Raw genomic sequence first — 20,519 nt, forward strand, 5'->3', positions numbered from 1 at the left:
TCCCTTTTTCATACAAAAAAATCACAGAAAGGAACAGAAAACTATGATGAAAGCAATGGAAAAAAGACAGGAAGCACGAAAAAACCAGGAGAAAACTTTAAAGAGAATGATGGCTTATCAGAAGAAAGCCGAGCAGATGGTCAGCAGAAAAAGAATGAACCATCACATGATCAGAAAGGGGTAAAAGCGTATGATGAACAGAAAAGAATTTTATGAATATGTCAAAGACAATGTAAAGGAGTATCTGCCAGAGTCGTACAAGGACGCAGAAATTAAACTGCAGGAAGTAGTTAAGAATAATGGGTTAAAGCTGACAGGAATTACCATTCCAAAAGGGAACCAGAGAACAGTGCCAACGGTATATCTGGATTCTCTTTATCAGAAATATGTAAATGGAAAAGATGCCGATTCCTGTGTGGGTGATGTAGCCGATATGCGTATTGAGGCACAGGATAAAGCAGAATTTATTGACATGGGAGTACCTGATATTTTCGATTATGAGAAAATGAAGGATAAATTGCAGGTGAGAATCTGTGACCGAGAATGGAATGAAGAACGCCTGGCAGATAAAGTGGTTACAGAACACGGAGATTTCGATGCTTATTATGCAGTAAATTTGAAAGAAAATGAAAATGGAATCGGCAGTATTCCGGTAACTATTTCGCTGATGAATGAATGGGGAGTATCTGCCGAACAGATTCAGACAGACGCAATGGCGGCAGACCAGAATCGTGGTGTTGTTCTGATGGACATGAATGAAATGGTAAAATCTATGATTTTCGGTGGAGAGCCGGAAAATCTTCTGCATGAAAAACTGGATATTGAAGCAATCGAAAATCCAATGTTCTGTCTGACAAATACACAAAAAATGAATGGTGCTTCACTGTTATTGCAGGAAGATATTCGTAAGCAGATTGGCGAGTGTCTTGGCAGTGATTATTTTGTTCTTCCATCTTCAATTCATGAGGTGCTGATTCTTCCGGATAATGGGATGCTTGAAGTACCAGAATTAAATGCCATGGTAAAAGAAGTCAATGAGACGCAGGTAGAAAGACAGGAACAGCTTTCAGATAAGGTTCAGTTCTGTGATGGAAAGACAGCAGTCATGGAAAATGCGGAACGCAGGGAAACACGTCTGGAGAAAGCGAAAGAAGCAGAAAAAGTAACCGCAAAAACCGAAGCAAAAGGTGGAATCCATGGAAAGCTGGAAAAAGCCAAGGCAGAGATCAAGGCAAAAGGGGCAGATACAATCCCAAAGGATAAGGCGAAAGACCTTGCCACAGTATTATAACGAGAAATAACGATAATTTAAGGGGACTGTGTTGAGCAGTCCTCACTTTTATATAGTAGGAGGAGAAAAGAATATGGATTGGTGTTTATATGGTGATGACAAACGAAAGGAAATGGATAGAGATTTAAAGCCGGAATATCTTTTGGATGACTTGCGGAGATATCAGGATGTATTTGGCGAAGAGTTTGGTGTAAAAGAGCTTCTTATGCTGGAGGACATCCGGGTAAAGGCTATGATTGCCGGAGCACTTGCAGATGTGCCGGAATTTCTTATTGATCAGATTGGAAAAGCAAATAACAGCAGTAATTTTCCTTCTATGACAAGGGCAATGGAACGGATTGCTGATGTTGTAGAAGAAAAATGGGAGGAAGAAAAGGAGTAGCACATGGCAAATAAATTATATGCAATGGAACAGCTGACGGAAGAGGTGGCAAAAGATGTAGCTGCCAGTCCGCAGGAATGGATGCGGTTCCTAAACACGGCATCCAGACTGTACAAATACACTTTTCCAGAACAGCTTTTAATTTATGCACAGCGGCCGGAAGCAACTGCCGTAGCATCCATGGAAATCTGGAATCAGAAGATGTACCGCTGGATCAAAAAGGGATCTAAGGGGATTGCCTTGATTGACAATACTTCCGGACCGAAAACAAAACTTCGTTATGTATTTGATGTGCAGGACACTTATAAAGTGCGGAATCTTGGAAAGGATCCTCAGTTATGGAATCTTCCGGTGGAAGGAGAACAGCTGGTGGCAGATTATCTGCAGGAGCAGTTATCACTGGAAGATATAGAAGGAGGACTTGCTGAAAGTCTGCATCAGGCAGCGAAGGAGAGTATGCAGGAATGGCTTCCAGATGCATTGGAAGAACTGAGACTGGATGTAACAGGGACATTTTTGGAAGAACTGGACGAACAGAATCAGGAAGTAGAATTCCGGGAACTGATGACCAATAGTGTCTGGTATGTATTACTAAACCGATGTGGGCTGGATGCACAGGAATATCTGGATGCAGAGGATTTTCGGCATATTACGGACTTCAATCAGCTGAAAGTATTAGGACATCTGGGAAGTGCAGTCAACGAGATCAGCAGACCAGTCCTGATGCAGATTGGACGGTATGTATTGAATGATCTGGAAAATGACCTGAAAACGGTTGCAAAAGAAAAAGAAGTAGTCTATAATGAGTTTAACACGTTAATTCGTGAAAGCATCAAAAAGAATGTTAGCAATAAAGATGAAAATAAGGAGGAAATTGTCAATGAGAGAGATCACTTACAGCCAGAACGGAGAGTATCAGATTCCAGATATCAGCCTGGAAGAGACGAGAGGAACGATCGGGAAATATGGAATGATGAGGAAAGAGTATCTGAGAAATCACAAGGTAGCAAGGTTCAACATTCTCACACTGCAGAACCGTCTGGACAGTCATCTGATGGAGATCGACAGTCAGGCAAGACAGAGAATAGACAACCTGATGAACGAACTTCTGGAGAAAGATCCAGCACCGGACAAGATGACAGACACAATGGCGTGGACCAGACACATGAACCAGATCAAAGCACAGGCAGAGGAACTGGTGATTCAGGAGATTATTTACAGTTAAGCCTGTTCCCAACAGAAGAGGAACAGTTAGGGGAAATAAGGAAAGCGGCAGCTGCACTTACACAGCCAGCCGCTTTTTTGATTTCAGATGATATTGTAAATGATATTCTTCGTACCGGAAGTGGAGGCAATAATACGCTTTTTCATATTACAGCAAAACTGATTGAAGGATTAGATCATGAAGAAATGCGAAAATTTCTGATCAGTGAGTATGGTACGGGTGGAAAAGGTTTTACCATCCGTGGACAGAAAATCAGTATCTGGTATGACAGCGATGGTATCCGTATCCGCCGTGGAGATTCCGCCAGACGTAATTTTGACCGTATGGTTACATGGGAGGAAGCAGCTGACCGCATTCGGGATATGTATGAGGAGGGGAATTATGTTTCCAACAGCATTTCCAATAATGCTATCGAAAAAGAACGGGAAGGAACAAGTATTCAATTAGCATTGCATTTTCGGGATACTAACAGAAATCCAGACGAGCGATTGTCTTATCAGGAATGGCAGGAAATAATCCTAGATTGCTTGCTTGAACCGGAAGCTATTCAGGAAATCTATGAGCGGTTTGAATATCTGCAGAAAGACATGGATGAAAATCCAGGGGAATATCATCAATGGGAAATTCAGAACAATCCAAAATTTTTTAGCCGTTTCCGTGACCTGCAGCGGGATATGTCCTGGCGGGATCAGAAACAGCAGGTAGAACGTCCGGAACTTTCTTTTATCACACAGGATGAGATTGACGCAGTATTAAGAAAAGGCGGCATTACGGCTGGTGGTCGTAACCGTATTTATGAATATTTCATGGAACATCATGATACAAAAGAAGCTGCGGATTTCCTGAAAAATGAATATGGAACAGGTGGTTCCTCACCGGGAATCATTGGAGCCTATCAGTCGGATGCGTCTCACGATGCGAAAGGCTTGCGATTGAGTAAAGGGAAAATCGGAAATCCGGATGTGACGGTTTTATTGAAATGGAACAAAGTTGCAGAGCGTGTTCGTCAGCTGGTTCGTAGTGATGATTACCTGTCACCGGAAGAAATGGAAAAGTATGAGGAAAGACAGGAAGCACAACGTCTGGCTGATCTGGAAGAAGCACAGCAGGCTCTTAACTCAGAAAATGATTTGGAAAATCCGCAGGAAGAACCAGTCCATGAAGTGCAGGAACAGGAAGATACCACAGAATCATTAGAGGAAACAGTATTCAATGAATCGGAAGCAGAAACGGAGTCTCCAATACAGCAGCTAGAAGAAATGGTTCCGGCAGGAAATTTTCATATCACGGATGATGAGCTTGGACAGGGAACACCGAAGGAGAAATTTCGAGCCAATATTATGGCTATCCAGCTGTTAAAGAAATGTGAGGATGAGAACCGTAATGCTACACTAGAGGAACAGGAAATCTTATCCAGGTACGTCGGCTGGGGAGGTCTTGCAGATGCATTTGATGAGACAAAAGCTGCATGGGAGACAGAATATCTGGAATTAAAGACGGTTCTTACACCAGAGGAATATGCTGCAGCCAGAGCTTCCACGTTAAATGCTCATTATACACAGCCGATTGTGATTGAAAGTATGTATCAGGTGTTGGAGAATCTGGGATTTACAAAAGGAAATATTCTGGAGCCGTCTATGGGAGTAGGGAACTTCTTTGGAATGATTCCGGAGAATCTAAACCAGTCCAAACTCTATGGTGTGGAACTGGATAGTATCAGTGGTAGAATTGCAAAGCTGCTTTATCCAGATGCCAATATTCAGATCAAAGGTTTTGAGAAGACAGATTATCCTAATGATTTTTTTGATGTGGCGATTGGAAATGTGCCATTTGGTGCATACAAGGTCAATGACCATCAGTATGATCGCTACAATTTCATGATCCATGATTACTTTCTCGCCAAGACGATAGATCAGTTACGTCCAGGTGGTGTGGCGGCACTGATCACAACAAAGGGAACTATGGATAAGGCGTCACCGGAAGTACGGAAATATCTGGCAGAGCGGGCAGATCTGCTAGGAGCAATCCGACTGCCGAACACAGCTTTTAAGGCAAATGCGGGAACAGAAGTCAGTGCTGATATCTTGTTTTTCCAAAAGAGGGAAAGCCTTACGAAAGAAATGCCGGAATGGATAAATCTGGATAGTGATGTCAATGGAATTACGGTCAATCAGTATTTTGTTCAGCATCCGGAAATGATTCTGGGTGAGATGAAAGAAGTGTCCGGTCCGTATGGTATGGAAACAACCTGTGCTCCATTGGAAGGAGCTGATTTGGAATTACAGTTACAAGAAGCTGTGAAACAAATTAAGGGAAGCATGGTACCGGCAGTAGATGTGGAAACAGAACTGGATGAGATGCCAGAGAGTATTCCGGCTGATCCGAATGTTAGAAATTACAGCTATACGGTGGTAGATGGTCAGGTATATTATCGTGTCAACTCTTTGATGAATCAGGTGAAAATGCCTGCAGCCACTGCAGAACGTGTAAAAGGCATGGTTGCAATCCGTGATACCGTTCGTGAGCTGATCGCCATGCAGATGGAAGAATTTGTCACAGACGAAGAAATCCAAAAACAGCAGGAAAAACTGAATCAGGTGTATGATACCTACACAGCAAAGTATGGAGTTATTGGAAGTAATGCTAATAAACGGGCATTTTCTGATGACTCTTCTTATTGTCTGCTGTGTTCCCTGGAAGACTTGAATGAAGATGGAACATTGAAGCGGAAAGCGGACATGTTCACCAAACGAACCATCAAAAAGGCGGTTGCTGTGACAAGTGTGGAGACAGCCACAGAAGCACTTGCTCTGTCTTTAAATGAAAGGGCTAAAGTAGATCTCCCATATATGGCACAGCTGACCGGAAAGACCGAAGAGAAAATTACAGAAGAGCTGGTTGGAGTTATCTTCAAAAATCCACTGACAGACCAGTGGGAAAGCGGAGATGAATATCTCTCCGGAAATGTTAGGGATAAATTAAATACTGCGAGAACTTTTGCAGAGAATCATCCGGAATTCACATCGAATGTGCGTGCACTAGAGGCAGTTCAGCCGAGAGATCTGGAAGCATCGGAGATTGAAGTGCGTATTGGAGCTACCTGGATTGAACCTTCGGATTATCAGGATTTTATGCAAGAAACATTGCATACACCATGGTATCTGCTTCAGAAAGAAATACAGGTGAAATTCTCTGAGGTAAATGGTGAGTGGAGGATTACAGGAAAGAATGCCGACAGTCCCCAAAATGCGTTTGCCTATGCAACGTATGGAACTGAGAGAGCAAATGCCTATAAGATTCTGGAAGATACCCTGAACCTGAAAGATGTACGCATCTATGATAAGAGTGTCAATGAAAATGGTGATGAGATCCGTGTCCTTAATAAGAAAGAAACCATGCTGGCATCACAGAAGCAGGATGCCATGAAAGCAGCATTTAAGGACTGGATTTTTAAAGACCAGCAGAGACGAGAGAGACTGGTAAAAGTGTACAATGAACGATTTAACAGCATCCGTCCCCGTGAATACGATGGCAGTCATTTAACTTTCCCAGGAATGAATCCGGAAATTGAACTTCGCCCACATCAGAAAAACGCTGTCGCACATCAGCTTTATGGAGAGAATGTGCTTCTTGCTCATGTAGTAGGAGCAGGGAAGACCTACGAAATGGTAGCGGCGGCAATGGAGAGCAAACGCCTGGGATTATCTCAGAAAAACCTCTTTGTCGTTCCAAACCATTTGACGGAGCAGTGGGGTGCAGAATTCCTGCAGTTATATCCGGGTGCCAATATCCTGGTGGCAACGAAGAAAGATTTTGAACCGGCAAATCGAAAGAAGTTCTGTGCCAGAATCGCTATGGGAAATTATGATGCTATTATCATTGGACATTCCCAGTTTGAGCGTATTCCAATCTCTGATGAACGTCAGGAAGCCATGTTGCGGAAGCAGATTGATGATCTGGAAATGGCAATTCAGAGTGCAAGGTATGAACAGGATGGCGGGCGTTATACCGTCAAACAGATTGAAAAGACCAGAAAGACACTGCAGACAAGGCTGGAAAAACTGAATCAGAAAGAGAAAAAAGATCAGGTAGTTACGTTTGAAGAACTGGGAGTGGATCACTTGTATGTAGATGAAGCACACAGCTATAAAAATGCGTTTCTTTATACAAAAATGAGAAATGTAGCCGGGATTGCACAGAACGAAGCACAGAAGTCGGCAGATATGTTCAATAAATGTCAGTATCTGGATGAGATTACCGGAGGAAAAGGCATTACCTTTGCTACGGGCACACCGATCAGCAACAGCATGACGGAATTATATGTTATGCAGCGGTATCTGCAGAACAGCAAATTACAAAATATGGGACTTGGATTGTTTGATTCGTGGGCCTCTACTTTTGGAGAAGTTGTAACGAGTATCGAGCTTGCACCCGAAGGAACAGGTTATCGAGCAAAATCAAGATTCGCCAGATTCTATAATATCCCGGAACTGATGAATATGTTCAAGGAGATTGCAGATATCAAGACTTCCGATCAATTAAAGCTTCCAGTGCCGGAAGCGGAATATGAAACAGTGGTGCTGAAACCAACGGAACAACAGAAAGAAATCGTAGAAAGCCTTGGAGAACGTGCAGAAGTTGTTAGAAACGGTGGAGTAGATGCCTCCGTTGATAATATGCTGAAAATCACCAATGACGGAAGAAAATTAGCACTGGATCAGCGTTTAGTGAACGAACTATTGCCAGATAATCCGGAAAGTAAAATAGCAGTCTGTGCAGAGAAAAGCTATGAAATCTGGAAAGATACAGCAGCACAGAAATCAGCACAGTTGATTTTCTGTGATTTGAGCACACCGAAAGGCGATGGCAGTTTCAATGTTTATGATGACTTGAAGAAGAAACTGATGGAGAAAGGTGTACCGGAAAAAGAGATTGCTTTTATTCATGATGCAAATACAGAAGCAAAGAAGACGGAGCTGTTTGGAAAAGTAAAATCCGGGCAGGTTCGTTTTTTGATTGGCTCAACAGCAAAAATGGGTGCGGGAACCAATGTGCAGGACCGTCTGATTGCCCTGCATCATCTGGATATTGGCTGGAAACCGTCTGACTTGGAACAGAGAGAGGGACGTATTATCCGTCAGGGAAATCATAATAAAAAGGTTCATATTTTCCGATATGTAACAGAATCCACATTCGACAGCTACATGTGGCAGCTAATCGAGAACAAGCAGAAATTCATTTCCCAGATTATGACCAGTAAAGCACCTGTGCGAAGCTGTGAAGATGTGGATGAAGCGGCACTTTCTTATGCGGAGGTCAAGGCACTTGCAACCGGAAATCCGGCAGTAAAAGAGAAGATGGCATTAGATGTGGATGTGGCAAAATTAAAGCTTTTAAAAGCTAATCACATGAATAACCAGTACCGCCTGGAAGATGATATTGCAAGGAATTTTCCGCAACAGATTGCAAAACTGACGGAGATAATTGACAGCTACAAGGAAGACATCGCTCATTTTTCTGAGCATAAAATCACAGATCCAGAGCAGTTTTCTATGGAAATCAGTGGCAAAGTGTTCACAGAAAAGAAAGAGGCAGGAGCGGCTCTTCTGGCGGTCTGCAAAGAAATTAAGTCTGTGGATGCAGCTATGGATATTGGAAGCTATCAGGGATTTAACATGAGAATCCAATTCGACAGTTGGAGCAAAGAGTTTATCCTGTCTGTAAAGCATGAATCGGTAGCTAAAGTTCGATTGGGAGCCGATGCTCTAGGAAATATCACTCGTATCAATAATCTTTTAGAAAGTTATCCGGAGAAACTGGCAGAAGCAGAACAACGGCTGGAAACGGTACAGGAGCAGATGACAAACGCCAAAGAGGAAGTCGGGAAGCCATTTCCAAAAGAAGAGGAACTGAACCAAAAACTGGAGCGACTGTCAGAGTTAAATGCACTTCTCAATATGGATGAACGGGAAGATACAGAAACAGAGCAGTCGGAATCAAAAGAGAAAGAAGAAAGACCGGCACGAGGTTCTATCCATGAGAAACTGCAGATTTATAAGGAAAAGAGTCAGCGGGAAAGTGAAACTGGCAAGGAAACCAGAAAACGGGACTTCGGTCTGGAATAAAGAGGAAAGATGGCATAATTTGGTAGAAGAAGGTTCTGTCGGTTATGCCATTTTTTAGAACACAGGAGGAATTTATATGGCAAGAAACAGGATAACGGGTAGAGAAACACAGAAAATGCAGGAATACACGCAGGGACAGATCAGTCAGGCAGAGCGTAGAGGCATAGAATTTCCAACAGATGTAAAAGAACAGCTTTTTGAATATGCGAATCTGATCGGTGAGGAAGAGAAAGTTAGGACTCTGGTAAGAAATCTAGCAGATGCAGTGATCCAGGCAGATGAAGAAGGGGTAGAGGATCTACTGGATGATGCAAGAATGGATATTCAGGATCTACCAGATCCAACCATAGGTAAGCTGGAATTACGTGATTATGGATATACAGCAGAAGACATGGTGCCGCTTAGAAAAGAAGCAGCTTTGGATTATCACAGAATGGGTTCTAAGATTTATTGCCTGGGCAGCGATGGCAGCAAGGGAGAGTATGCAAGTAAAGAAATGATACAGGCGCATGAAGGTCTGTTTGGCATGGAATCGCAGATGTGGGAACGGATAGAGGAGAATGACCTGGATTATGCCGATGAAGATTTTGGAGCATTTCAGGAGCCTATGAGTGTCATTGAGCAGGAAGAAGCACTGAAATTATACGATGCCGGAGCAGATATCTATCTGATCACTAATTTTTCATCACCAATGTATGTCACGGAACGCATGGAAATTGAACGAGGACCGGAGCATTATCAGATGTCTATGACAGAACTGGAGCGTTTCCGTAACCTGGAATGGGAAATGCAGAAATATCCGCAGATTCAGTCTTTGAAAGAGGCAAACCTGTTGTTAGGAACAAGGCGAACCTTTGGTATTTATCAGATCAAGGACGATTCACCGGGCGAAAACTATGCATTTATGAATATGCGCTTTATTGAAAGTCATGGTATGCAGATAAAAAAAGAAGATTATAAGCTGGTCTATGTTGGGGAATTATCGGGAAATATGTCACTGGATGATATTTTTGAAAGGTTCAACATTGATAGACCGGAAGATTTCCGTGGGCATTCCCTGTCTGTCAGTGATATCATAGTTCTGAATGACGGGGAAAAAGTAACCGCTCATTTTGTAGACAGTATCAGTTTTGAACAGCTGGATTCTTTCCTGAATCTGGAAGAACAGGTTCTTAGTGAACTGGCATATGAGGTAGGAGAACGTTACTTTGCTATTCAGAGAACAGAAGAAGGATATGATTATTCGTTTTACGATGAAGATTTTCGTCTGATGGATGGTGGCGTCTATGAAAATGATCAAATTTCTATTGAAGAAGCGGCAGAGGAACTTCTGGAAGACGAAGGCTGGACTGGAGAACGCATCCGTGGAGATTATGATCAGTTGATGGAAAAAGTAGAAGAAATGGATGAAGTTGTAATGGCAGAGATTCAGAAAAGCCAGGGCGAATATAAGCCTTTGGCAAAGGTGGAGGAACTGGAAGAGGCGAATTATAACATGATTGATAACGTCCTTAATAATATGCCACCGAAGAAAGAGCCTTATCTGGAATATTTCGCCACAGAATGTGATGAGTTCCATGATATGGGAGCTTATGAAAAAAGTACCGATGTTAATCAGATTGCTGCGGTCTATGAAAAATATAGGGAGAATCCTAAAACTGCGTATCTGGGATGCTCAATGGGAATTATTTATCGTGATCCGGAAGACAGTTACTATGATGAAGCCGAATTTGCGATCGTTAAAGGGAATACCGTATTCGGAGATCTGATGGATGATGTTCGATTTTATGGAGAACTTGCACTGGTACGGGAAGGGATCGAGAAAATTCATGAAGCATTGCCGGACTACAAGTATGTACCGATGAGGGATGTTCGAGAAGCAATGTATCCTGAGAAAATGACCACAGAACAGCTGGCAGAGGCACTGGATGAGATTGCAGAAGCTTTTGATCCGTATGAGTATCGAGATAATGTGGAGAGGGGAGAAAATACGGTGCAGGAAGTAATGCTGGATTTGAGAAGTGGAAATATTCATTCCTATATTTCATATCTGAAGGATATTGTAGACGAAGAATGCGATCTGTCTGTTCGTGCAGGAGTATTGATTGAAAGACTGAAAGCCTATGAACCTGAACTTCCAAAGGATATGGAACCAATGGTGTATGTAAACTATTGTGAAGAAAGTGATCTCATGAATCCAAGATGTCAGAAGCTGTCTGAGCTGGATGCAAAAACAGCAGAAATGGATAAAGAATGGTATGCAAAACGTGATCCGAAGACAGAGGAACCTACAAAAATTGCAAAGATATATGTGACTGTATATTATGCGGAAAAAGGTGAACAGATGCTGCATCATTTTAAGAAGTCAATGGATATTGGAAATGGACATGGCGGTATTGTGAGTCAGTTGAAGTATGATAATGAAATGAAGCTTACAGATGAGTATTGGATCAATTACCAGAAAGGCAAAGGAAGTGAAGAGTTCCAAAAGTATATGGAAGATCTGACAGACATGCAGAATCATGTGCTTCCGTATCTGCAGAGTTTTTGCAATCTGGAGGAAAAAGGTGTGAAGGAGAGACGAGAACAGCAGATAGCAGAAAGATATGAAGGAAGAGCAGATGAGAGGGTAACAAGTACCGAAGCGAATGAAGTTGTTAAGGATGTAGGAAAAACAGATAGAAAACCGGCACAGCAGAAGCAGGCGGTAGATGGAAAAGATAAGAAATTATCCATTCATGAACGGCTTGAGATCAATAAGAGGATTATTCAAGAAAAGCAGGGAAAAGATAAAACGGAGAGAGGAGTTGATTTGGGTGTAAGGACAGTGTAGAATAAGCAGAACGAGTCGGAGGTCATGGATGATAACGTGGCTTCCGGCTTTATTGCGTATTGTCGGAAGAATTATAAATGGTATAATGAATGTAAATGCGATAAAAGAATGTCGCCTGTTATGCGACTTCCAAATGAGAAAAGTGTGTTATTCTGAGATCAAACAAGAGGCTAATAGAGTCAGGAGGATGACATTATGAGTAAAAAAGGATATAGCAGACCAGGATTCTTTGGATCCATAAACCATTATGATGCAAACGGAAAAAAGTAGGCGAGAGCAGACCAGGATTCTTTGGTGGTATGAACGACTATGATGCAAATGGAAAGAAAATCGGACATAGTTCGCCTTCCTTTTTTGGTGGTATGAATCATTATGACAATAACGGGCATAAAGTAGGTGAGAGTCGACCAGGATTCTTTGGCGGTTTAAACCATTATGATGACAAGGGGCATAAGCGGGGGCATAGCAATCCAGGATTTTTAGGTGGATTCAATCATTACGGTTAAAACTGCACAGAGAGCAGCACAAGCGGCAAGGGCTGCGGCAAAAGCCGCCGTGGTTACGGTAAAGGCGATTGCCAAAGCGACCGCACTTGCCATTAAAGCGATTATTGCCGGAACGAAAGCCTTGATTGCCGCTATCGCCGCAGGCGGCTGGGTGGCGGTTTTGGTTATTATCGTGATTTGCCTGATTGGTATGATCCTCGGCTCAGTATTTGGCATTTTCTTCTCAGACGAAGATTCCGGCACTGGAATGAGTATGCAGACCGTTGTGCAGGAAATCAATACCGAATACGATACCAAGCTGCAAGAGGAAAAGAACTCGGTATCCTATGATGTTCTTGAAATGAGTGGCAGCAGAGCCGTTTGGAAAGAGGTGCTTGCCGTTTACTCTGTAAAAACGAATACGGATCAAGATAACCCCCAAGAGGTTGCCACAATGGACGATGGCAAAAAGCAACTCTTAAAAGACATCTTTTGGGAGATGAATCAAATATCTTCCCGAACAGAGAGCAAGACCGAAACAGTTATTACCGAAACCGATGACGGACACGGTAATATCGTGGAAACTGAAAGCACGGTCACACAAACCTATCTGTATATTACCGTCAGCCACAAGACTGCCGAGGAAATGGCGGCGCAATATGGTTTTAACGAAGAACAGAAAGGCTACCTCGCTGAACTGCTTGCAGATGAAAACAATTACCTTTGGTCACAGGTGCTTTACGGCATTACAGGCGGCGACGGACAGATCGTGACCGTTGCACTCTCTCTGGTTGGCAATGTGGGCGGTCAGCCGTATTGGTCGTGGTACGGTTTTAACTCCCGTGTAGAATGGTGTGCTTGCTTTGTATCTTGGTGTGCCAACGAGTGCGGCTATATCGACGCTGGAGTTATCCCAAAATATGCAGGCTGTGTCAACGGAGTACAATGGTTTAAGGATCGTGGACAATGGCTGGATGGCAGCGCCGAGCCTGCCCCCGGAATGATTATTTTCTTCGATTGGGCAGACGAAAGTGGTCAGGATGGATTATCCGACCATACGGGTATTGTTCAAAAGGTCGAAAACGGCAAGGTTTATACGGTCGAGGGCAACTCCGGCGACAGTTGCCGAGTCAATGAGTATTCTATCGGTTATTACGAGATTCTTGGCTACGGCGCACCTGCCTATTAAAATACACAAGCCGCCTGCATTTTGCAGGCGGTTGGATTACATATCAGAAAGATATTGTGCCGGTTTGAAAACTAAAAGTCTCAAAATACAGACTTAATAATTGCGATTTCACTCTCAAAGTGCTATAATACAAACTATATTTGGGTGGAGGTGCGGAAATGAAAGTACGGTACAACAAACTTTGGAAACTTCTGATTGACAAGGGAATGAAAAAGAGTCAATTACGAGAAGCGGTCGGGGCAAGCAAAAGTACATTTGCGAAACTCGGAAAAAATGAAAATGTTACCCTTCCCGTGCTGTTGAATATATGCGAATACTTAGAGTGTGATTTTGGCGACATAATGGAAGCCGTACCCGAAAATGAGGTGTAGGATCAATGAACAAGAAGATTTTAATTGTGGATGACGAAAAAGAAATCGTTGATCTGCTTGAAGTGTATTTGAGTAACGATGGTTATTCAGTATATAAATGTTATAATGGGTTAGAGGCGATGAAATGTATCAAACAGTCGCAGATTGATTTAGCGATACTTGATATTATGCTGCCGGATATTGATGGTTTTCGACTTTGCCAAAAAATTCGGGAAAAGTTTTACTTCCCTATTATTATGCTTACCGCCAAAATTGAGGATAGCGACAAGATTATGGGGCTTACGATTGGTGCGGATGATTATATAACGAAACCGTTTAATCCTTTAGAGGTTGTGGCAAGAGTAAAGACGCAATTAAGGCGTTATCAGAGCTATAACAGTCCTAATTTGAGCCAATCCGAAGAAAAAGACGAGTATGACATCAGAGGTCTACTGATAAACAGAGTCAGCCACAAGTGCTACTTGTATGGCAAAGAAATAGCCTTGACTCCGTTGGAGTTTTCTATTCTGTGGTATCTGTGCGAACATCAGGGTAAAGTTGTCGCCTCGGAGGAATTATTTGAAGCCGTGTGGAAAGAAAAGTATCTTCGCAACAGTAACAATACGGTAATGGCGCACATTGGGCGGCTTCGGGAAAAATTGAATGAACCTTCAAAAAATCCGAAGTTCATTAAAACTGTTTGGGGGGTAGGGTATGAAATTGAATAAAAAAGAAAAAAACTATCTGCTCTCTACCTTGTTCAAAGGGTATGTAATTCAATGTGCGATTTGCTCTGTGCTTATTTTTGGCGGTACTTTTCTTTTAGGAATTATGGCAGAGGAAATTCTCCGCAAGTATGTTTTGTATTATTACTTGTATTACAGAACAGTATATCTTTATATAGTGGCTGTAATCGTGTGGGGTGGCTGTATTATATACATGACATACCTACTTTTGAAAAAAGTAGTCGCCTATGTGTACGAGGTACAGGCTGCGACAGGAAAAATGTTCGATCAGAATGTCAGTTACATTGAAATGTCCCCGGAGTTGAGTGAAATCGCCGCTAACATCAATCAGTTAAAACAAGAGGCTGAAAGTAATGCAAGGCTTGCAAAAGAAAATGAGCAGCGAAAAAATGACCTGATTATGTATCTTGCACACGATTTGAAAACACCGCTTTCTTCTGTAATCGGGTATCTTACTTTACTGCGTGATGAGTCGCAAATCTCAAAGGAACTTCGAGAAAAGTACCTTTCAATCACTCTTGGTAAGGCAGAACGGTTAGAGGATCTGATTAACGAGTTTTTCGAGATAACACGATTCAATATATACGATATTACATTACAATACACGAAAATCAATTTAACTCGCCTGCTGGAGCAACTTGTATATGAATTTAAGCCTATGCTCAAATCAAAGAATTTGCAATGTAATCTTTGTGTTGATGATGATATAATGCTTCGATGTGACGCAGACAAAATTCAGCGTGTTTTTGATAACCTTTTGAGAAATGCGGTTATCTACAGTTTTGAAAATACGGATATCACGATCAGCGCACAATGTCAGGAAGATACGGTCAGCATTATTTTTTGTAACCACGGCGATACTCTGCCGGAAGAAAAGTTAAACAGGATTTTCGAGCAGTTTTATCGGCTTGACGCAGCGAGAAGTACAAGCAGTGGAGGAGCTGGATTAGGTTTGGCGATTGCAAAGCAGATTGTTGAACTACACAATGGTACAATCGTTGCAGAGAGCCAAGAGGATCAAAACAAGTTTTCAATTACTTTGCCGTTGGCGTAGGAAAATTGTAAGAATTTGCATAGAAAAAAAGAGGAATATCTTACGAGCAATCAAGAAAATACGGGCTTCTGTTTTGGTACAATAAAAGTATCAAGATAGAGGCTCGTATTTTTTGTGATACAGCATAAGGAGGAATGATGAAGTTGCTAAGAAAACAAATGCTGCTATGTTCTATTTTGTTTCTTGTATTTACGCTATCTGCCTGCTCTGCAATTGGGCAGACAGACGAAAACAATCTTACAGATAGCGCAACATCCGCAGAAAAAACGGTATCAGTTGTACGAGGGACAATTACTCCAACCGTTTCAACGCAAACGACTATTGTTCCGGCAGTACCGTTTATTATTTTCTCACCCGAAAATGGCATATTTAATACAGCGGTAGAATTAGAAGAAAAAATCACTGCCGGGCAAATTATTGGAACTGTGAACGGCAAAGAATTGAAATCTCCGGTGGATGGTACAATTACCTCTATTGCCCCATCCAATGAAAGCGTACCGAGTAATTATCCCGTAGCGATAGTGCATTATACAGGATTTGCCCTCAATGTAGAGGCAGATAATTTTTTGAGTACCTTACCGGAGTATGCAGAGTTGAAAGCAAAATTTCAAGTATATGATGGTGTAGGACCAACCGATATGATTGCCGTGGTGTCGCCTGCCGCAGATGAAAATGCGTTTACGGGAATCGTGCCGCAAGAGGGCATTCTGCAATGCTTGATCAGTCAAACAGTCGATGTGAAATCGGGGCAAAGTGCAACGGTAGTCATAACGGCGACAACGAGAAATGATGTCCTTATATTGCCGCTGTCGGTAATAGCGGGTAGACAAGGGACGGGATTGGTTACTGTAATTACTCCGAATGGAGAAAGAGTGGAAACAAAAGTGACATTGGGTGTGACAGACGGAGCCAATATAGAAATACTGTCCGGCTTAGAGGAGGGCGATGTAGTTTCTGCTACTCCGCCAAACCTTGATCCGAGGGGGATTTGATAAAATGAAAGGAATTTCCGAAAAGACTTTAATCAAAATAAAGGATTTGAAAGCAAGCGTCAAATTGAATAATGGCGATATGCTGACAACAGTAACCAACGCTAATATGGAATTGCAACGAGGGCGCAGTTATGCCATTGTCGGAAAGTCCGGCTCAGGCAAAACAAGCCTTATATCCATTATTGGCTTGTTAAATCGGGAATATGAGGGCGAGTACCTTTATGATGGTATATCTATTTCTGCTTTGAAAGACCGTGATCTGTCTATACTGCGAGCCAATAATATCGGATTTGTATTTCAGAACTACTCTCTGATTAAGCACTTGCGGGTATGGGAAAATATCGAATTACCCCTACTCTATGCCAAAAAGTCGTTTACCGCCAAACAGCGTCACGAGATAATTACAGGCTTGCTAAAAAGTGTCGGCTTAGAAAGCAAGGAAAATGATTACCCAATCAATTTGTCCGGCGGTGAACAACAAAGAGTTGCAATCGCAAGGGCGCTTGCAGTATCTCCGGAAGCCATTTTATGTGATGAGCCTACGGGAGCGTTGGATAAAAAGACGGGAACGCAGATTATGGAACTGTTGCACAGCGTCGTAAAAGAAAATGGAATTATGCTGCTGTTGGTTACGCACGATCCTGATATTGCAGATACCTGTGATACGATTTTTGAAATGGATGGAGGGAGGATAACTTGTGCTAAAAATGATACTTAAAGACCTTCGTCTGTCTCCACTTAGAAGTATTCTGACAAGTGTTTCAATGCTTGTAGGCATTATCGCAATGCTTGGATCGGTATTAGTTGGTACGCTTGGACGGGAGTATTTGATTTCCGTAAACGCACAGGTATATGGCTGGTCACCTACTTACTCATTCGTGATAACGGAATCCGATTTTCACGATAGAAATAAAATGGAACAATTATTCCAGAGATTTGAAGCCATTGATGATGTAGCCGCTGTTACTTTTTCTATGGGAGAAGATATTCGATTTGCACCAATGAAAGATTTAACGCCAATACCGCCGAATGATGTTTACCAAAACCTGATGGCTTTTGATTTAGTTTGCACCACGGAGGCATATAGTCAAGTCTATAATCTTCCAATGACATCCGGTAGATGGTTAGAGCCTTCGAGTGAGGGCGGATCGCTTGAAGTGGTCATAAACAAAGAAGCTAAAAACTATTTTAATGATTCGCCCTATGCTGCAGGAAATGTAAAAAGCACACTTTCGTTAACCCCATTCAATATTGTCGGAGTAGTAAACGATGGCAGGGATTTTCCGACTATCTATGCGGATTCTGCGGCGATCCTCAATTTCGCACCAGCAATGTGGCAAGTACAAAATGCAAATGTGTATTGGCATCCCACAACAGGACTGACAATCGAACAGATACATTCTGCCCTTGGCGACATTTTGACTGATACCATTGGCGGTTACTGGGAAAGTGCTGGGCGGAGTGATATTGGAGATACCTATGATTCGGTATTGTCCATACTGCAATTAGGGCTTTTGGTTACTTCGCTTTTGTTGCTGTTTGTTTCCGTATTAGGGCAGATCAATATCGGACTATCTTCATTGGAACAGCGCACACATGAGTTGCTGATCCGCAGAGCGATAGGTGCTTCACGAACAAATATTGTGGCATTGGTTTTAGGCTCACAGTTGATTTTATCAATATTCGTTTGCTTTGCAGCTATTTTGATTTCGCTGATTTTGGTGCATTGTATTGGAGCGTTGCTCCCTGTGGATTCCCCGGTGGGAACACCGAGTTATCCAATCAGCGTTGCTGTTGTTGCAGTTGCTGTGTCTGTGCTTACAGCATTATTGGGCGGATTATTACCAGCATTGAAAGCAGCAAAATTAGAGCCTGCATTGGCTCTTAGATAATAAAACTCAATTCAAGGAGGAAACAAAATGAAACGAACAATCTCAAAATCCGAAAGACCGTACAGACTGTTATTGTGTGTTATGATTTCTTTGCTGGTGATTATGCTGGCAGGCTGCTCCACTTCTTCGGACTCCGACACAAACACAAGAGGTTTCACGGACTTTGCTACCATTGAAGAAGAATACCTAACGACCATTGAGAGTTTGAATTGGCCGGAGGGCTTTACGCCGCCTGATGCTTTGGAAGGCGAAGATACGGGAGCGTCTTTTCAGATAGGATATGGCGATACAAGAGCATCTAACCTTTGGGAATATTCTTGGATGCAGGAATGGCTTGATACTTACAATACGGATTCGGAAAGGGCGGCAAAAGCCTTAGCTGAACTCGAAAAAGCCTTTGATATGCCTTATATGGGAACAGATCGCTGTGATGACGCCACACGCAAATATCTTCGTGATAATATTGATAAAGCTAAGTTGGGAGATCCGTCTGGATTTACAGAGTGTATTCAGGCAAATTATGCCGATTAAAAATGGCACATAGGAGTTTTGGTGTTGGGAGGTGAGCACATATATGCAGAGAAAACGCCGTAAGAAAAAACGATTTGGAGTATTTTTGTTTTTGCTTGTAGTTTGTATCGGCATAGGTATAATGTTTGTGCCGTGGGCAATGCAGCCGGAAAATTTCAGAGAGGTAAAGAATAAAATAAATGGTTTTCTCTACAAAGAAGATTTTCCTGACTCTTATAATGCAAAATCGCTGATTTTGGTGGATTGTTCTGATGATGAAATATTTGTTTCAAAAAACGAGAACGAGCCACAAATTCCTGCAAGTTTAGCCAAGCTGTTTGTTATTGAGTATGCGTCAACTTTAGCAGACCTTGATAGTATCGTTGTTGCAGACTATGGTGCTATTTCACTCACGAAACCTGGCTCGTCTGTTGCTCAAATCAAGGAAAAAGAATACTTTTTACACAATCTATTTGCGGCAATGTTAGTACCGTCAGGGAATGACGCAGCTTATGTGGTTGCTGATTATTGTGGAGGATTACTTTCGCCGCAAGCAGAAAGCTGTCAAGAGCGTGTGAGGATTTTCATGGAGAACTTAAACCTGCATTTGCAACAGCAGGGGTACTTAGACACAGTTTTATATGATCCGAGTGGTTTTGATATGGAGGCACTTACCACCACTTTAGATTTGAAAGAAGTAGTATATCGGTTGTTGGAATACTCGTGGTTTAGAGAAATTGTATCTCAAAACACTTATACGGCAACACTGCCTGATGGCAGTACACAAATATGGCAGAATACAAACGCCTTCCTTGATCCGACATCCGAATATTACAACGAAAATGTATGCGGAATTAAGACTGGCTCTCTGTCTGACGACTATAACTTGATTGTGCTTTATCAGCAGCACGGAAAAGAGTTTTTGATATGCAGTTTAGGCTCTCAGTCCGATTCCTCTCGTTATGACGATGTGAATTTTATTCTGAAAACGATTGATGAATCGTATTATCTCACGCAATAAATCTTATGTTGTCCAAGACAAAAAAACTAACCAAGGGGGGTGATAATATCGGACGAATCGTAATAATGGAGTTCAAAGCACAAGACTCAACAGCCTTTGACGATATGCTGGCTTTTGTAAAACAGCACCCTGATTTTGAAAAATTAGAGATTTCATATGAGCCGACATTATCCCTTTCCGGCTTAGAAATCAATTTGAGCCGGCGCAGAGTTATCAATAACGGTCAGGAAATTGAACTGACCGTCAAAGAGTACGATATACTCTGCTTGCTCGCAGCCAATAAAGGTCGTGTTCTTACATACGAGCAGATTTATGATAAGGTGTGGGGCGAAATATCAGCAGGCAATGTGGTCCTATGTCAAGATTTAGTACAAGTTAAAATAAGAAATTTCTCCCTATTTTAACCTGCCAGAAGCTCAGCCTC

General features: G+C 42.2%; 16 protein-coding genes and 1 pseudogene. All 17 read left to right on the forward strand.

Going from position 1 to position 20,519, the window contains the following annotated elements; all coding sequences use genetic code 11:
- Positions 1-43: 43 nt before the first annotated feature.
- The 17 genes and pseudogenes from AB5642_RS10295 (at position 44) to AB5642_RS10375 (ending at position 20,499) form a co-directional block, all read left to right on the forward strand.
- Positions 44-184, forward strand: a complete 141-nt coding sequence (locus tag AB5642_RS10295; RefSeq protein WP_005344203.1) for a hypothetical protein — start codon at positions 44-46, stop codon at positions 182-184.
- A 6-nt stretch (positions 185-190) separates the two neighbouring features.
- The gene (locus AB5642_RS10300) at positions 191-1,291 is read left to right on the forward strand and encodes a DUF5688 family protein (protein WP_147599780.1); all 1,101 of its coding nucleotides are present in this window, start codon (positions 191-193) and stop codon (positions 1,289-1,291) included.
- A gap of 73 nt (positions 1,292-1,364) precedes the next feature.
- Positions 1,365-1,673 (forward strand): HrcA family transcriptional regulator, encoded by a 309-nt coding sequence (locus AB5642_RS10305; protein WP_173702058.1) that lies wholly within the window; start codon positions 1,365-1,367, stop codon positions 1,671-1,673.
- A gap of 880 nt (positions 1,674-2,553) precedes the next feature.
- Positions 2,554-2,898 (forward strand): TnpV protein, encoded by a 345-nt coding sequence (locus AB5642_RS10310; RefSeq protein ID WP_368371583.1) that lies wholly within the window; start codon positions 2,554-2,556, stop codon positions 2,896-2,898.
- Between the two features lie 362 nt (positions 2,899-3,260).
- Entirely contained in the window at positions 3,261-9,023 is a 5,763-nt protein-coding gene (locus tag AB5642_RS10315; RefSeq protein ID WP_368371587.1) for a DEAD/DEAH box helicase family protein, read from the forward strand.
- Between the two features lie 76 nt (positions 9,024-9,099).
- Positions 9,100-11,856, forward strand: coding sequence for a YodL domain-containing protein (locus AB5642_RS10320; protein WP_015514513.1), 2,757 nt, complete (start codon positions 9,100-9,102; stop codon positions 11,854-11,856).
- A 299-nt stretch (positions 11,857-12,155) separates the two neighbouring features.
- Positions 12,156-12,362 carry a hypothetical protein gene (locus AB5642_RS10325; RefSeq protein ID WP_012744284.1) on the forward strand — a complete coding sequence of 69 codons (207 nt, stop codon included), beginning with the start codon at positions 12,156-12,158 and terminating at the stop codon, positions 12,360-12,362.
- Positions 12,355-13,530 (forward strand): annotated as a pseudogene (locus AB5642_RS10330) (CHAP domain-containing protein); the annotation flags it as partial. The gene AB5642_RS10325 and the pseudogene AB5642_RS10330, both read left to right, overlap by 8 nt.
- Before the next feature lie 158 nt (positions 13,531-13,688).
- Positions 13,689-13,901: a helix-turn-helix transcriptional regulator gene (locus tag AB5642_RS10335; RefSeq protein WP_008703822.1), complete on the forward strand. Its 213-nt coding sequence runs from the start codon at positions 13,689-13,691 to the stop codon at positions 13,899-13,901.
- 5 nt (positions 13,902-13,906) lie between these two features.
- A complete protein-coding gene (gene vanR, locus AB5642_RS10340) occupies positions 13,907-14,608 on the forward strand; it encodes a VanR-ABDEGLN family response regulator transcription factor (RefSeq protein WP_004853366.1) in 702 nt (233 codons plus the stop codon).
- Positions 14,595-15,680 (forward strand): cell wall metabolism sensor histidine kinase WalK, encoded by a 1,086-nt coding sequence (locus tag AB5642_RS10345; RefSeq protein WP_008703821.1) that lies wholly within the window; start codon positions 14,595-14,597, stop codon positions 15,678-15,680. The genes vanR and AB5642_RS10345 overlap by 14 nt, the downstream gene beginning before the upstream one ends.
- Before the next feature lie 143 nt (positions 15,681-15,823).
- On the forward strand, positions 15,824-16,672 hold the full coding sequence (locus AB5642_RS10350; RefSeq protein WP_330386414.1) for a hypothetical protein: 849 nt from the start codon (positions 15,824-15,826) through the stop codon (positions 16,670-16,672).
- A gap of 4 nt (positions 16,673-16,676) precedes the next feature.
- The gene (locus AB5642_RS10355) at positions 16,677-17,390 is read left to right on the forward strand and encodes an ABC transporter ATP-binding protein (protein ID WP_004853372.1); all 714 of its coding nucleotides are present in this window, start codon (positions 16,677-16,679) and stop codon (positions 17,388-17,390) included.
- Entirely contained in the window at positions 17,380-18,564 is a 1,185-nt protein-coding gene (locus tag AB5642_RS10360) for an ABC transporter permease (RefSeq protein WP_117456454.1), read from the forward strand. The genes AB5642_RS10355 and AB5642_RS10360 overlap by 11 nt, the downstream gene beginning before the upstream one ends.
- A gap of 27 nt (positions 18,565-18,591) precedes the next feature.
- Positions 18,592-19,095 (forward strand): hypothetical protein, encoded by a 504-nt coding sequence (locus tag AB5642_RS10365; protein WP_015514509.1) that lies wholly within the window; start codon positions 18,592-18,594, stop codon positions 19,093-19,095.
- 43 nt (positions 19,096-19,138) lie between these two features.
- Positions 19,139-20,095, forward strand: a complete 957-nt coding sequence (locus tag AB5642_RS10370; RefSeq protein WP_012744280.1) for a D-alanyl-D-alanine carboxypeptidase family protein — start codon at positions 19,139-19,141, stop codon at positions 20,093-20,095.
- 65 nt (positions 20,096-20,160) lie between these two features.
- Positions 20,161-20,499: a winged helix-turn-helix domain-containing protein gene (locus AB5642_RS10375; protein ID WP_368371584.1), complete on the forward strand. Its 339-nt coding sequence runs from the start codon at positions 20,161-20,163 to the stop codon at positions 20,497-20,499.
- Positions 20,500-20,519: the final 20 nt, after the last annotated feature.

Source organism: Ruminococcus sp. 1001136sp1_2201st1_G3_2201SCRN_220225 (assembly GCF_040924365.1).
Taxonomy (GTDB): Bacteria; Bacillota; Clostridia; order Lachnospirales; family Lachnospiraceae; genus Blautia_A; species Blautia_A faecis.

Coding starts and splice junctions, on each gene's coding strand:
- AB5642_RS10295 (WP_005344203.1), top strand. CDS start 44: ATGATGAAAGCAATGGAAAAAAGACAGGAAGCACGAAAAAACCAGGAG.
- AB5642_RS10300 (WP_147599780.1), top strand. CDS start 191: ATGATGAACAGAAAAGAATTTTATGAATATGTCAAAGACAATGTAAAG.
- AB5642_RS10305 (WP_173702058.1), top strand. CDS start 1,365: ATGGATTGGTGTTTATATGGTGATGACAAACGAAAGGAAATGGATAGA.
- AB5642_RS10310 (WP_368371583.1), top strand. CDS start 2,554: ATGAGAGAGATCACTTACAGCCAGAACGGAGAGTATCAGATTCCAGAT.
- AB5642_RS10315 (WP_368371587.1), top strand. CDS start 3,261: ATGTATGAGGAGGGGAATTATGTTTCCAACAGCATTTCCAATAATGCT.
- AB5642_RS10320 (WP_015514513.1), top strand. CDS start 9,100: ATGGCAAGAAACAGGATAACGGGTAGAGAAACACAGAAAATGCAGGAA.
- AB5642_RS10325 (WP_012744284.1), top strand. CDS start 12,156: ATGAACGACTATGATGCAAATGGAAAGAAAATCGGACATAGTTCGCCT.
- AB5642_RS10335 (WP_008703822.1), top strand. CDS start 13,689: ATGAAAGTACGGTACAACAAACTTTGGAAACTTCTGATTGACAAGGGA.
- vanR (WP_004853366.1), top strand. CDS start 13,907: ATGAACAAGAAGATTTTAATTGTGGATGACGAAAAAGAAATCGTTGAT.
- AB5642_RS10345 (WP_008703821.1), top strand. CDS start 14,595: ATGAAATTGAATAAAAAAGAAAAAAACTATCTGCTCTCTACCTTGTTC.
- AB5642_RS10355 (WP_004853372.1), top strand. CDS start 16,677: ATGAAAGGAATTTCCGAAAAGACTTTAATCAAAATAAAGGATTTGAAA.
- AB5642_RS10360 (WP_117456454.1), top strand. CDS start 17,380: ATGATACTTAAAGACCTTCGTCTGTCTCCACTTAGAAGTATTCTGACA.
- AB5642_RS10365 (WP_015514509.1), top strand. CDS start 18,592: ATGAAACGAACAATCTCAAAATCCGAAAGACCGTACAGACTGTTATTG.
- AB5642_RS10370 (WP_012744280.1), top strand. CDS start 19,139: ATGCAGAGAAAACGCCGTAAGAAAAAACGATTTGGAGTATTTTTGTTT.
- AB5642_RS10375 (WP_368371584.1), top strand. CDS start 20,161: ATGGAGTTCAAAGCACAAGACTCAACAGCCTTTGACGATATGCTGGCT.